Origin of the sequence: Neobacillus sp. PS2-9, from assembly GCF_030915525.1 — a bacterium.
Taxonomy (GTDB): Bacteria; Bacillota; Bacilli; order Bacillales; family Cytobacillaceae; genus Neobacillus.
In genome coordinates, this window is sequence record NZ_CP133269.1 from 3,502,319 (window position 1) to 3,515,026 (window position 12,708).

The window sequence follows — 12,708 nt, forward strand, 5'->3', positions numbered from 1 at the left end:
TAGAGAGAATAAAAGCAAAACTGCCCAAATATTTAATAGATTTGTGCTACTATTAACTCGACACCTTTTAAAAAAATGGAGGTTATCATCATGAACATATTAGTAGTTGGAGCTGGTGCAGTCGGAGGTTATTTTGGCGGCCGTTTAGCTGAAAAAGGAGAAAATGTTACCTTTCTTGTTCGGGAAAAAAGAAAGAAACAGTTAGAACAAAATGGACTACTCATCCAGAGCATCCATGGAAACATACATATAAAGCCACAACTCCTGCTCTCTGGAGAGGCAGCAGAAGCCTTTGACGTTATATTGATTTCCACGAAGGCTTATCACCTTGATTCGGCAATTGAGGACGTGCGGCCTTACATTGGAAAGGATACGATGATTTTACCTCTTTTAAATGGGATGTCTCACATAGACAAACTGGTAGAATCATTTGATGAGAAAAATGTCCTTGGTGGTCTTTGCTTTGTTGAATCCACCCTCGATCAGAATGGAACCATCATCCAAACTAGTCCTATCCATGACCTAGTTTACGGCGAACGAAATGGAGAAAAATCTGAACGAATGACACGTTTAGAGAGTGTTCTTACGGGGACAAAAGCCAATTTTCTGCTTTCAGATAAGATTAACCAAGAGATGTGGGTAAAATATTTATTCATTTCCACTCTTTCCGGAATCACTTCCTTGTTTAGGTCTCCTATCGGACCCATCCTTGAAAATAAAGAGGGACTAAATACGATTAAGAAGGTACTGCATGAAACGGCTACCATTATGAGAAGTATCCATGCACCCCTACCAGAAGGTATTGAAGTCTTACAAAAGGATAAATTAATAGCTATGAATTATGAAATGAAGTCCTCGCTCCAACGCGATATGGAAAAGAGTTTGCCCATTGAAGCAGATCATCTATATGGTTACCTATTAAACTTAGCTAACTTAAACGATATCGATGCTCCTACTTTAAAAATCGTTAACCTGAATTTAAAAATATATGAAACAATGAACCTCTAAACAGTGCTTGGGGAAATAATTATTAGTTTATTTATTTCCCTTTTTCTTTTTCAATTTCCTGTAAAAACGATAGCCTTTTCTTACACCGTCCACGATAAAAAAGGGTATGGGCGGATGGAATTTAAGTATATAGGGCCTATAAATCTTGTAATATGCTTTTTTCAAATCTTTCCACTTGTGGCATATACCCTGTTTATAGAAATCAGATACGTCTACGATATACCCTTTTCCGTTATGCATCACGACGTTTTTACCATGAACATCAAAGGGATTTAAGCCAATTTTTCTTGCGTATTCTAATCCGGCATCGATATCCTGAATCACATTTTCAGGTATAGGTACACCCTTTACTAAAGCATCAAATAAAGTAATCCCATCCAGCTTTTTTAAGATCAAATAATTTTCTCCATAGTCTAAAAGTCTGGAATAGGATTCATGGTTTCCTAATTTTTTATATACCTCTATTTCCTTCTTCAGCTCTTCAGGATTCCGTCCATAAATTTTTACGACCCAATTAGGATTGGACTCATGAGCAAAAACTCCCGCGTAATTCCCGCTTCCGATAGTCCTCCACGACTTGGATTGATTTTTTACAATAATGGGATCGAATGGGCTGGGCGATTGTAATTCAATTTTGGTTAATAACTCATTTTCTATTAGCCTGATATATTGTGCGATTTGCATCCGTACCCACCTTTTCTACTCTTCCGATAATATTACATAAATCATAATGTTTTTACTCCATTTCTTCAACCGTATCTTTTCAGCAGTAAGAAACCATAGTACACTTAAGAATAGTTATTATTTGTTCATTATTTGGCTCTGTTAACTTTTTCTGTTGATTTCCGCTCCAGGCGTGAGCGGTTCGTGGGCGTTTCGGCGAGCCTTCTCGGCGCTCATGCCTGCGGGGTCTCCCCTGAACCGTACTCCCACAGGAGTCTTCGCGCCTTCCGCTCCAATCAACAAGGTATAAATTCAAAACTGTTCTATAACATAGCCTATTATTTAAAAGTGAGGAGATACTGTGAATTTTCCCATTTTAGAAACAAAGAGACTGAAGTTAATTGAAATTACTCATCAGCATGTTGATTCCATTTATGAGGTGTTATCTTTAGAAGAAGTAACACGTTTTTACGGAACGAATCGTTTTACCCTACCAATTGAAGCTTCTAGATTAATTGACATGTTCCACAAAAACTTTCATGAAAAAAAAGGGATCCGCTGGGGAATTAAAGTAAAAGAAAATCAAAAGATTATTGGTACAGTAGGACTGAATGCTTTACATATTAATAATAAGAGGGCTGAAATTGGCTACGAACTACATCCCACGTTTTGGAGAATGGGATATGCCTCTGAGGCTATTAAAGAAGTATTGGCGTTTAGCTTTAAGCAATTACATCTGTATCGGTTAGGAGCAGTCGTCTTCCCCGAAAATGAAGCCTCCATCAATTTACTTATGAAACTAGGCTTTGAACAAGAGGGCCTTCTACGAGGGTATATTCATCAAAATGAAGAATTCCATGATACATGCGTACTATCCTTGTTGCAGTCTGATTGGAAAAAAAGCCAGGAAAATTAGTTCTCCTGGCTTTCATTGTTCTCAAAGAAATTCTTCATTGCCTCTGGATCATGTGCTTTTCCATTGTGATAATAAGGATTATTTTCTGATGGTTCCTTTGGGTCGAGGTTCGTTTTGATTACTAACATTGGTGAGGAAGGACTTTCAGCAATCACTCTGTCATTTAATTGATCAAAATCAGTCATCTTTTTATTTCCAGGTTGTCTCGGCTCCATCACTAACACCTCCTAGAAATAGCTTGCTGATATTGTCAGTTTAACATTCATTAAATTTCCAAAACCTCATAATTCAGAACAGAAAAAAACTAGGAAGTTTTACCTTCCTAGTGGCCTTACTCTTCTTCTGAGCCGACTAAGAACTCTGGATTAAGATCCTCAAATTCTTCGTCGTCTACATCCAATCCCCAATCATCGTCACAGTCTTTGCAGCCTTCAGAACTAACGCGAACACAAACCTTTGTTTCGCCAATTACTTCTACAAGGAATTCCCTTTCGACATGAACGATGATTCGATTACCGTTAGGGGAAATGACTGCTTCCACACAGTTTGGCTGTTGCAACACTTTAGCGCAAATTTCACTGTCATCGATACAGTCATGATCACGATACTTTAACTTGATAACATCAGTATATTGTACCCGTTCAGTTACTACCTCTGTTTTGGTATTATCATTAAACGAGTACCATACATTGATATCATAGTGACCGTGAATCTCTACAGTCTTCCCTACTTTTTTCGCGTTGTATTTATGGTTGATAATCCAACAACCAAGAATACTTGTTGGACTGTGCGCCGGGCTAATCGTATGATTGGACTGGGTGAATTTACGTCCTTTCGCTACTACGGCCTTCGTAATTATCTCTCTATATTCTCCCATTTCGCGCGAACCCTCCTCATTCAGTTTCATTTCATCGTATGCTAAATTGTAGACTAGTGTGATATATAATTTTGTGAATACTGGTTAAAAGTTTAGTCATAGTTCATTTTATGCGGGATTTAATGGTGTGTGCCTCACTTGCCTGTACTTAAAATGGAGGTTTCTTATGTAGATTAAATCGAGGAGAATGCTGATTCTTGAAAAAGAAAGAGGCTGACCCTTTTTTTGAGTCAGCCTCTTAACCTAATTAATGATCGTGATCACAATCGTCGTGCCCATCACAAGCTCCGCCGCCATGTTTCATGCTGCCGCCTGTTTCACCCATTAATACATCGCCGCCTGTGGAAGTGATAATCTCATCAGTGACTGTATTTGAAATAGTCGATGCAATTAGCTGCAACAACTCATTAACTTCTAATTGGGATTGCTTAAAATCTTGGACAACAGGAATCTCATCTAGTTCCTTTTCAATTGTAGCAATTTTATCTTCAACTCTCTTTAACGCCTCAGGTTTTCCATAATGTTGTAGATTAACTGCTTGCTTCTGAAGACCTTTAATATCTGCAATTAATGTGTTTACCTTTGGATTTTCATGAATATGAGCTTCTGCTCGTTTGAAGAAGTCTACTTCTTCAGTTTCTGCTATCATACGTGCTAAATCTGCTGCACGAGCGACGATATCGTCTTTTGTATACTTCGCCACTTTACTTCACCTCTGCTGGTTCTAATTCTTCCACCATTTCTCCGTTTAATGACCATGTTTTTGCTTCTGTAATTTTCACTTTAATAATTTTGCCAATCGTTGATTTAGGTGCTACAACGTTGACAAGCTTGCTTCTTGTTGTGTAACCTGCAAGAACATTAGGGTTGTTCTTGCTCTCCCCTTCGATCAGTACATCAAGAACCTGTCCTTCATGTTTTTTCATTGCTTCTAATGACATTTCATTAACAAGCTTGTTCAGACGCTGTAGACGTTCTTTCTTAACTTCCATTGGAACATTGTCTTCCATTTTGGCCGCTGGTGTACCTTCACGTGGAGAATAAATAAATGTATACGCTAATTCATAGCCTACTTCACGATAGAGAGACATTGTCTCTTCAAATTGCTCGTCCGTTTCGTTCGGATATCCCACAATTATATCAGTTGTCAAAGCAACATTTGGAATCGCCGCTTTAATTTTTCTAACAAGCTCTAAATATTGTTCTCTTGTATATTTACGAGCCATGATTTTTAACACATCCGTTGAACCTGATTGGACTGGCAGGTGGATATGATCCATTAAATTGCCGCCTTTAGCTAGAACTTCGATTAAATGATCATCAAAGTCACGCGGATGGCTTGTAGTGAAACGAATTCGTGGAATATCAATCTTACGTAATTCATCCATTAACTCACCTAGACCATAGTTCATTCCTTCTAAGTCTTTACCATAGGCATTAACGTTCTGGCCAAGAAGAGTTACCTCCTGGTAGCCCTGTGCTGCTAAATGACGGACTTCCTGGATAATCTCTTCAGGTCTGCGGCTACGTTCCTTACCGCGTGTATAAGGTACAATACAATACGTACAGAATTTATCGCAGCCATACATGATGTTAACCCATGCTTTAATCTTGCCACGACGTACCTTCGGAAGGTTTTCAATAACGTCTCCTTCCTTGGACCATACTTCAACAACCATTTCCTTTGACATATATGCTTCATGAAGGATGTTTGGCAGGCGGTGGATATTATGAGTACCAAAAATCATATCCACTTGGTTATACGTCTTCAAAATTTTATTAACTACGGACTCTTCCTGAGACATGCAGCCACAAACACCTATAAGTAAGTCTGGCTTCTCTAATTTTAGTGCTTTCAAATGACCTAATTCACCAAACACTTTATTTTCAGCATTCTCGCGAATTGCACATGTGTTTAGTAAAATTACGTTTGCATCCTCGGTATTATCAGTGGGCTCGTAACCTAAAGCTAAAAAGATCCCAGCCATAACTTCTGTATCATGCTCGTTCATTTGGCAACCATACGTACGGATATAGAACTTTCTGCCTTCACCCATCCCACGGAACTCTTCTGGAATTGCAAAGTCATTGTGATACTTTACTTCTTCTTTACCACGTTTCTTCGCATCCTTTAAAGAAGGTGCAGTTATTACTTGCTCAAAGTACTTGCTGTAATCCTTGGCGGATTTTTTGTCCGAAGAATTAGCCGTTTCTACTTGTTGACCTTCTAAACGTTGCTTTTCATTCATTTGGTTCAAAATCCCCTTTCTTACAAGTTAACTTAAACTGATTGCTTCTATTAGTTTCATTATTATTCTTTGTGCTAAGAATAATTTTTTGGTTAATCTGCACATTATTATAGTATAAAGGTTTACTGTAATGAAAACAATAGAAATCCCTGTAAACACGCCCTTTTAGAGGACATTGCTAATCATCTAAAATAAAAAATTAGCCAATTAATAATTGTACTGGATTCCAAGTAAAATTAATGTGATGTAACTCACTATTTTTCATAAAGGTTCTTTAAAAAATGTCTGTTGATTTCCGTTCCAGGCTCGAGCGGTTCGTGGGCGTTTCGGCGAGCCTCCTCGGCGCTTGCGCCTGCGGGGTCTCCCCTGAACCGTACTCCCACAGGAGTCTTCGAGCCTTCCACTCCAATCAACAGGGTTAATAATCAACAGGGTTAATAATCAACTCTGTTCTTTAACACAGCCTTCATAAAAAAAATCCCGGGGAACAAAGTTCCGCGGGATTTTTTTATTTATTACATAAATTCGCCGACTAATTTATCAAAATAGTTTTGGTCAAGATTAAGGTCCGCTTGAGATAACGGAGCCGGTGAGTACCCTTGGATTAACTCCTGGTAAGATTGACGCTCAGTATTTTGATAGATTAGACCAGTTACAAGGCCATTATGCTTCATTAATGTTTGCATAGCCATTTCACGACTATTTGGATCGTACCCTTCAACATCACTTAGCTTTGTAAGATTTTCTTTGAACCAATCATAAGTGTTGACCTTATTATAGGTTACACATGGGCTGTATACGTTGATTAATGAGAACCCTTTATGATTGATACCTGCTTCAATTAGAGCAGTAAGTTCTTTTAAATCAGTTGAAAAGCTTTGTGCAACAAATGTTGCGCCAGCAGTTAAAGCCATTTCCATTGGAGAAATTGCTTGTTCAATTGATCCCAATGGAGTTGACTTTGTTTTAAAGCCAGCTGCGGAACGTGGTGATGTTTGACCTTTAGTTAAACCATAAATTTGGTTATCCATAACAACATAAGTAATGTCGATATTACGGCGAATAGCGTGAATCGTGTGACCCATACCGATGGCAAAACCGTCCCCGTCACCACCAGAAGCGATAACTGTTAAGTCACGATTAGCCATTTTAACACCTTGTGCAATCGGTAATGAACGACCATGGATACCGTGGAAACCAAATGAATTGATATAACCAGAAATACGTCCTGAACAGCCGATACCAGAAATAACAGCTAAATTTTCAGGTTCTAAACCAACATTTGCTGCAGCACGTTGCATTGCCGCTTGTACGGAGAAGTCGCCACAGCCAGGGCACCAGTTCGGTTTTACATTGTTTCGAAAGTCTTTAAAAGTGGCCATTTAGAACAACTCCTTACATTTTGTATACACTTCGTGCGGCAAGAACGGATTACCATCATATTTAACATGCTTAACGATTTTCTCAGCATGTCCAACATTCATCTTCATGATATTCGCTAACTGTCCAGTTGCGTTGTTTTCAACAACAACAACCTTCTTAGCAGAACGAACTAAAGGAAGGACTTCGTCTGTTGGGAACGGATGAACTAAACGAATATGAGCATGGTTCACTTTTAATCCGTCCTTCTCGAGACGAGTCATAGCTTCTTCAATTACTCCGCGTGTTGAGTTAAAACCAACAAATAAAACATCAGCATCTTCATGCTTTACATTTTTATAGACTGGTGTATCAAAGCGGATATTCTCGACTTTGCGGAAGCGCTTATCCATCTGAGCAATTCGGTTAGGAGCTGATTCTGATGGTTTACCAGTTTCATCGTGTTCTACACCTGTTACATGGTGGATACCATTTTTCATACCAGGAATAACACGTGGAGATACGCCATCTTCTGTCACTTCATAACGCTTGAAATAGCCATTGTTTTCGTTTGCAGGAATGTCTCCTGAAACTAACTTACCTCGTCTAATTTCAACTTTACTAAAATCTAAAGGTTCAACTGTTTGTTTACCTAAAGATAGTTGAAGATCAGTAAGTAGAATAACTGGGCACTGATATTCTTCTGCTAGATTGAATGCTTCAGCCGCATCATAGAATGCCTCTTGAACTGTACTAGGAGCCATAACGATCTTCGGAATTTCACCGTGAGTTCCATAAATCATGGCCATTAAGTCTGACTGTTCTTGTTTTGTTGGTAATCCAGTAGATGGACCACCACGTTGAGTGTCAACGATAACAAGTGGAGTTTCTGTAATACCAGAAAGGCCAATTGCTTCCATTTTCAAGGATAATCCTGGACCAGCAGAAGCTGTAATTGCACGGACGCCACCATAGTTAGCACCAATAGCCATTGTACATGCTGCAATCTCATCTTCTGTTTGAATAACTGTTCCGCCAAGAGCAGGAAGCTTTTTAATTAAATATTCCATAATCTCAGAAGCTGGAGTAATTGGGTATGCAGCCATAAATCGGCATCCACCAGCAATCGCACCTAATGCAATCGCATCGTTCCCAATCATAAACATACGCTTCTTACCATCAGCTTTTTCAAGCTGCATTGTTTGGACGCCAGCTTCAAGTTTTTCTTTCATATAATCATAGCCTGCTTTAATTGCATCCATGTTTTTCGCAACAACTTGTTCGCCTTTTTTACCGAAAATTTCATGAACTACTTCTTTAAAAACTTGAATATCCAAATCTAACACAGCAGATGTTGCACCGATAGCTACCATGTTTTTCATTAAAGAAGTTCCTAGTCCAGTAGCAATTTCTGTAAATGGAACCGCATACATGGAAGCTTGTGTATCTTCAGGTTTCTTTGGATCAAATTTGGAGTCAGCTAGAATGACACCTTTGCTATGAAGCTCTTTGTAGTTAATATCAACGGTTTCTTGGTCAAACGCTACAAGGATATCTAGATCGTCAGAAATAGAACGAACTTCAGTCGTACTTACTCTGATTTTATTGTTTGTATGACCGCCTTTAATACGAGATGAAAAGTGACGATAACCATACAAGTAATATCCCAGGCGATTCAATGCGATAGCAAAGATTTCCCCAGTACTTTCAATACCTTCCCCTTGTTGTCCGCCAACTTTCCACGAAAGTTGATTGATCATGACTTACACCCCTTTGGATATGTAAAAAATAAGTTGATTGAACATACTAAGTGTAGCACTTTTCCGAGTAAATCACTAGAAATTAGCCCATTTAAATACGTTGCAGACTAAAAAATAGAATCAAGGATATGTACTAAACGCTTACAATTCTAGACCTATGCACTAAAAATTGCAACCCTTTCACACGAAATATTGTCTAAAATATGAATATTTTTTTATTATTTAAAATTAACTGTGTTCCTTTAAAGCGGAAAATAGATAAATAGCAGATAAAAACTGTTATTCTTATGCGGTTTTGGACGATTTATCACTAAACGGAACTGTTGTTTTTTTAATTATTCTTGTATATTAGAATAATATTTTTATATGCAACTATGGCTACCCTCGAAAGAACAAAAAGCGGAAGCGCCTCGTCAAGCCCCGACAGGCAAATGTTCTTCGGCAGGAAAAGTCCGCCTTTTGACTTTTCTTGCCGAAGGTTATTTGACCCGAGGGGCTGGGCGCTGAAGCTAGATTCAGACTACTAGTTCTGTTTTCCACACTCGGACCTTTTTATAATTTCCTAACCAATAAAAAAACCCGCTTGTGTCAAACAAGCAGGAAAAATAAGAAGTACCTTTTTTTGCCCCCCGGAAAATAATCTATCTCTTTCACCGTGGTTCAACAATTAGTTTGATAGCTGTGCGTTCTTCCCCATCAATTAAAATATCAGTAAACGCAGGGATACAGATTAAATCAACTCCGCTAGGTGCTACAAATCCTCGTGCAATTGCTACTGCCTTTACGGCTTGGTTCAATGCACCCGCACCAATCGCCTGTATTTCTGCTGCACCTCTTTCACGCAGAACTCCGGCAAGTGCACCAGCTACAGAATTAGGATTAGATTTTGCTGAAACTTTTAATATTTCCATTCCTAGCTCCTCCTTAAAAAATCCCGATCCCGCATGAGCAGTTTCATGTACAAATCAGGTTATAACTTTCCACTGCTACTATATTCAGCCTGCAAAAGACATATTCCGGCTTGGACAAAAAAAAGAGATGATTCCCTTTGGTCCGTTTGGTACATATCCATTAAAAAAGAGCAAAAGGGGTTCTTTTGCTCTTACGAATAAAACGGATGGTCATCGTTTATTAAAATAGGACTGATTTTTTTCGTCATCCCTGTTTTACGATCTAGTTCGATATAAACAGCGCTTAATTGATTTCTACCTGCCGTAGGAACTTCAAAACGGACTGGGAGGCTGGTAAGGAACCTTTTAAGGACTGCATCTCTTTCAACACCTAATATGCCATCGTACGGGCCTGTCATGCCCACATCTGATAGATACCCAGTCCCAGCAGGCAGAATACGGCTATCAGCTGTTTGGACGTGTGTGTGAGTTCCAACAACTGCTGATACTCTTCCATCTAAGTACCACCCCATGGCTTGTTTTTCACTCGTCACTTCTGCATGGAAATCAACAAAGATAAATGGGGTTCTTTCCCTTGCTTTTTCAACTAACTCATCAGCTTTTTTAAAGGGACAATCTAATGGTGCCATAAAGGTTCTTCCTTGGAGGTTAATGACTGCAATCTCAAACTCATTAACTTTAAAAAATGCCATCCCTTGCCCCGGTGTACCTTCTGGAAAATTCGCTGGCCTTACCATATTTTTTGCTGAACCGATAAACTCAAAAATTTCTCGATTATCCCAAGCATGGTTACCAAGCGTAACTGCCTGTGCGCCATACCCTAAAAATTCACGATAGATTTTTTCTGTAATCCCCTTGCCTCCGGCAGCATTTTCCCCATTAATAATGGTAAAGGTAGGCCGGAATTTCTCTTTTAGTTTTGGTAAATATTCCTTAACCATGTCCCGACCTGGTGAGCCGACCACATCTCCGATAAAAAGTAAATTCATTATTTTTCCTTTCGTCAATAAGTAATTGTAGTTGTTTCAATTGTATCACAATCAAAAATAATTTAATCACCAGTTTTACCCAATAAATAAAGCGGTGCAAATGCACCGCTTTATTTTGCGTATTCTACAGCTCGTGTTTCACGAATAACTGTGACTTTAATATGGCCAGGGTAATCTAGCTCTTCTTCAATTCGCTTACGAATATCTCGTGCTAATCGATGAGCAGCAAGATCATCAACTGCATCTGGTCTTACAATAATACGTACTTCACGACCAGCCTGTATCGCAAAGGATTTCTCAACTCCCTCATAGGATTCAGAAATCTCCTCCAGCTTCTCTAGGCGGCGGATATAGTTTTCAAGAGTTTCACTACGAGCACCTGGTCTAGCAGCTGACAATGCATCTGCAGCGGCAACCAATACGGCGATAATGGATGTTGGCTCTGTATCACCATGGTGTGACGCAATACTGTTAATAACAACTGGATGTTCTTTGTATTTGGTTGCCAGTTCAACCCCAATTTCTACATGGCTACCTTCCACTTCATGGTCAATTGCTTTACCAATATCGTGAAGCAATCCTGCACGACGAGCTAGAGTTTCATCTTGTCCAAGCTCAGCAGCAAGTAAACCAGAAAGCTGTGCCACTTCCATTGAATGCTTTAATACGTTTTGACCGTAGCTTGTACGGAACTTTAAGCGACCAAGAATTTTAATAAGATCTGGATGGAGTCCATGCACACCCACTTCAAAAGTGGTCTGCTCACCGACTTCACGAATATACTCATCCACTTCGCGACGAGATTTTTCTACCATTTCCTCAATACGTGCAGGATGGATTCGGCCATCTTGAACTAGTTTTTCTAGTGCTAAGCGGGCTGTCTCTCGACGAATAGGATCAAAGCCTGATAGAATAACAGCTTCAGGAGTATCATCAATAATCAAATCAATTCCCGTTAATGTTTCAAGTGTACGGATATTTCGTCCTTCACGGCCAATAATCCGGCCCTTCATTTCGTCATTTGGAAGGTTAACGACTGATACAGTCGTCTCCGCAACATGGTCAGCAGCGCAACGTTGGATTGCTAGCGAAAGAATTTCCTTCGCTTTCTTATCAGCTTCCTCTTTTGCACGATTTTCGCTTTCCTTAATCATTATTGCAGTGTCGTAGACAAGTTCCTGCTCCATCTTGTCAATAATGATCGCTTTAGCTTCCTCACGAGTTAAGCTCGAAATCCGTTCGAGTTCAGTTTGTTGTGTTCTTACCAACTCGTCCACTTTGCTTTCCATCTCTTCAATATGCTGTTGTCTTTGGTTTAGAGAATCATCCTTCTTTTCTAAAAGATTTTCACGCTTGTTTAACGTTTCCTCTTTTCGATCTAAATTCTCTTCTCTTTGCAGTAAACGGTTTTCTTGTTTTTGCATTTCATTTCTTCGTTCACGAACCTCACGCTCTGCTTCTGTTCGAAGCTTGTGAATTTCATCCTTTGCTTCCAGCAAAGCTTCTTTTTTCAATGAATCAGCATCACGTTTAGCATCTTCAAGAATCTGCTCAGCAGCATTCTTTGCACCAGCTACTTTTGCTTCAGCAATGGATTTATGAACAAAATAGCCAACAACGGCACCGACGATAAGGCCAAGCAAAATGGAGATGATAGTAATTAGGTCCATCGTTACACCTCCTCTTGCTATGAACTTTTGTTACATTTTTTTAAGTGTCGGCATGTACATTGTTTAGACTCAACATACAGCAAGCACCAGGGCTTTTCAAATTGTAATATTACCAAAAATGTAAAATATACATGTTAATTGTAAAGCTGTGAATATTCATTGTCAAGGCTTAGTCCACTAGGCTTTTTTAAATATTTAGAATTCGTCATCAACTAATACTAGAATGAACAGTGTACTAAGTGAATTATTATTAACTTCTTTTCATAAAAATACAGATGTTATCAAAAAAGCAAAACCCAAAAGGGG

12 protein-coding genes are annotated in these 12,708 nt (G+C 39.0%); 2 read left to right on the plus strand and 10 right to left on the minus strand.

Features of this window, described 5'->3' with window-relative positions; genetic code table 11:
* Nucleotides 1-90: 90 nt before the first annotated feature.
* Nucleotides 91-1,008 (plus strand): ketopantoate reductase family protein, encoded by a 918-nt coding sequence (locus tag RCG25_RS17625; RefSeq protein ID WP_308080125.1) that lies wholly within the window; start codon nt 91-93, stop codon nt 1,006-1,008.
* Nucleotides 1,009-1,035: 27 nt separating this feature from the next.
* Here the strand turns inward: RCG25_RS17625 and RCG25_RS17630 are convergent, their stop codons facing one another.
* Nucleotides 1,036-1,692, minus strand: a complete 657-nt coding sequence (locus RCG25_RS17630; RefSeq protein WP_308080126.1) for a protein kinase family protein — start codon at nt 1,690-1,692, stop codon at nt 1,036-1,038.
* A gap of 340 nt (nt 1,693-2,032) precedes the next feature.
* Between RCG25_RS17630 and RCG25_RS17635 the strand changes: the two genes are divergently transcribed.
* Entirely contained in the window at nt 2,033-2,587 is a 555-nt protein-coding gene (locus RCG25_RS17635) for a GNAT family N-acetyltransferase (RefSeq protein ID WP_308080127.1), read from the plus strand.
* Here RCG25_RS17635 and RCG25_RS17640 read toward each other — a convergent pair.
* The 9 genes from RCG25_RS17640 to rny all read right to left on the minus strand — a co-directional run bounded on the left by RCG25_RS17640 (nt 2,584) and on the right by rny (nt 12,402).
* A complete protein-coding gene (locus RCG25_RS17640; protein ID WP_308080128.1) occupies nt 2,584-2,802 on the minus strand; it encodes a hypothetical protein in 219 nt (72 codons plus the stop codon). The two genes, RCG25_RS17635 and RCG25_RS17640, sit on opposite strands and share 4 nt — an antisense overlap.
* A 116-nt stretch (nt 2,803-2,918) precedes the next feature.
* Entirely contained in the window at nt 2,919-3,464 is a 546-nt protein-coding gene (locus RCG25_RS17645; RefSeq protein WP_308080129.1) for an outer spore coat protein CotE, read from the minus strand.
* 247 nt (nt 3,465-3,711) lie between these two features.
* A complete protein-coding gene (locus RCG25_RS17650; RefSeq protein ID WP_308080130.1) occupies nt 3,712-4,167 on the minus strand; it encodes a YlbF/YmcA family competence regulator in 456 nt (151 codons plus the stop codon).
* A gap of 1 nt (nt 4,168) precedes the next feature.
* Complete coding sequence (miaB, locus tag RCG25_RS17655; RefSeq protein WP_308080131.1) at nt 4,169-5,713, minus strand: tRNA (N6-isopentenyl adenosine(37)-C2)-methylthiotransferase MiaB; 1,545 nt, start codon at nt 5,711-5,713, stop codon at nt 4,169-4,171.
* Nucleotides 5,714-6,228: 515 nt separating this feature from the next.
* Nucleotides 6,229-7,095 carry a 2-oxoacid:ferredoxin oxidoreductase subunit beta gene (locus RCG25_RS17660; protein WP_308080132.1) on the minus strand — a complete coding sequence of 289 codons (867 nt, stop codon included), beginning with the start codon at nt 7,093-7,095 and terminating at the stop codon, nt 6,229-6,231.
* Nucleotides 7,096-8,832 carry a 2-oxoacid:acceptor oxidoreductase subunit alpha gene (locus tag RCG25_RS17665; RefSeq protein ID WP_308080133.1) on the minus strand — a complete coding sequence of 579 codons (1,737 nt, stop codon included), beginning with the start codon at nt 8,830-8,832 and terminating at the stop codon, nt 7,096-7,098.
* Nucleotides 8,833-9,482: 650 nt separating this feature from the next.
* The gene (gene spoVS, locus RCG25_RS17670) at nt 9,483-9,743 is read right to left on the minus strand and encodes a stage V sporulation protein SpoVS (protein WP_003211281.1); all 261 of its coding nucleotides are present in this window, start codon (nt 9,741-9,743) and stop codon (nt 9,483-9,485) included.
* 191 nt (nt 9,744-9,934) lie between these two features.
* Complete coding sequence (locus RCG25_RS17675; RefSeq protein ID WP_308080138.1) at nt 9,935-10,732, minus strand: TIGR00282 family metallophosphoesterase; 798 nt, start codon at nt 10,730-10,732, stop codon at nt 9,935-9,937.
* A 110-nt stretch (nt 10,733-10,842) separates the two neighbouring features.
* On the minus strand, nt 10,843-12,402 hold the full coding sequence (gene rny / locus RCG25_RS17680) for a ribonuclease Y (protein WP_308080139.1): 1,560 nt from the start codon (nt 12,400-12,402) through the stop codon (nt 10,843-10,845).
* Nucleotides 12,403-12,708 lie beyond the last annotated feature (306 nt).

Excerpts from the sequence above, each read along its gene's own strand:
- rny (WP_308080139.1), bottom strand. The coding sequence starts at position 12,402 with ATGGACCTAATTACTATCATCTCCATTTTGCTTGGCCTTATCGTCGGT.
- spoVS (WP_003211281.1), bottom strand. The coding sequence starts at position 9,743 with ATGGAAATATTAAAAGTTTCAGCAAAATCTAATCCTAATTCTGTAGCT.
- RCG25_RS17645 (WP_308080129.1), bottom strand. The coding sequence starts at position 3,464 with ATGGGAGAATATAGAGAGATAATTACGAAGGCCGTAGTAGCGAAAGGA.
- RCG25_RS17630 (WP_308080126.1), bottom strand. The coding sequence starts at position 1,692 with ATGCAAATCGCACAATATATCAGGCTAATAGAAAATGAGTTATTAACC.
- RCG25_RS17625 (WP_308080125.1), top strand. The coding sequence starts at position 91 with ATGAACATATTAGTAGTTGGAGCTGGTGCAGTCGGAGGTTATTTTGGC.
- RCG25_RS17660 (WP_308080132.1), bottom strand. The coding sequence starts at position 7,095 with ATGGCCACTTTTAAAGACTTTCGAAACAATGTAAAACCGAACTGGTGC.
- miaB (WP_308080131.1), bottom strand. The coding sequence starts at position 5,713 with ATGAATGAAAAGCAACGTTTAGAAGGTCAACAAGTAGAAACGGCTAAT.
- RCG25_RS17640 (WP_308080128.1), bottom strand. The coding sequence starts at position 2,802 with ATGGAGCCGAGACAACCTGGAAATAAAAAGATGACTGATTTTGATCAA.
- RCG25_RS17665 (WP_308080133.1), bottom strand. The coding sequence starts at position 8,832 with ATGATCAATCAACTTTCGTGGAAAGTTGGCGGACAACAAGGGGAAGGT.
- RCG25_RS17675 (WP_308080138.1), bottom strand. The coding sequence starts at position 10,732 with ATGAATTTACTTTTTATCGGAGATGTGGTCGGCTCACCAGGTCGGGAC.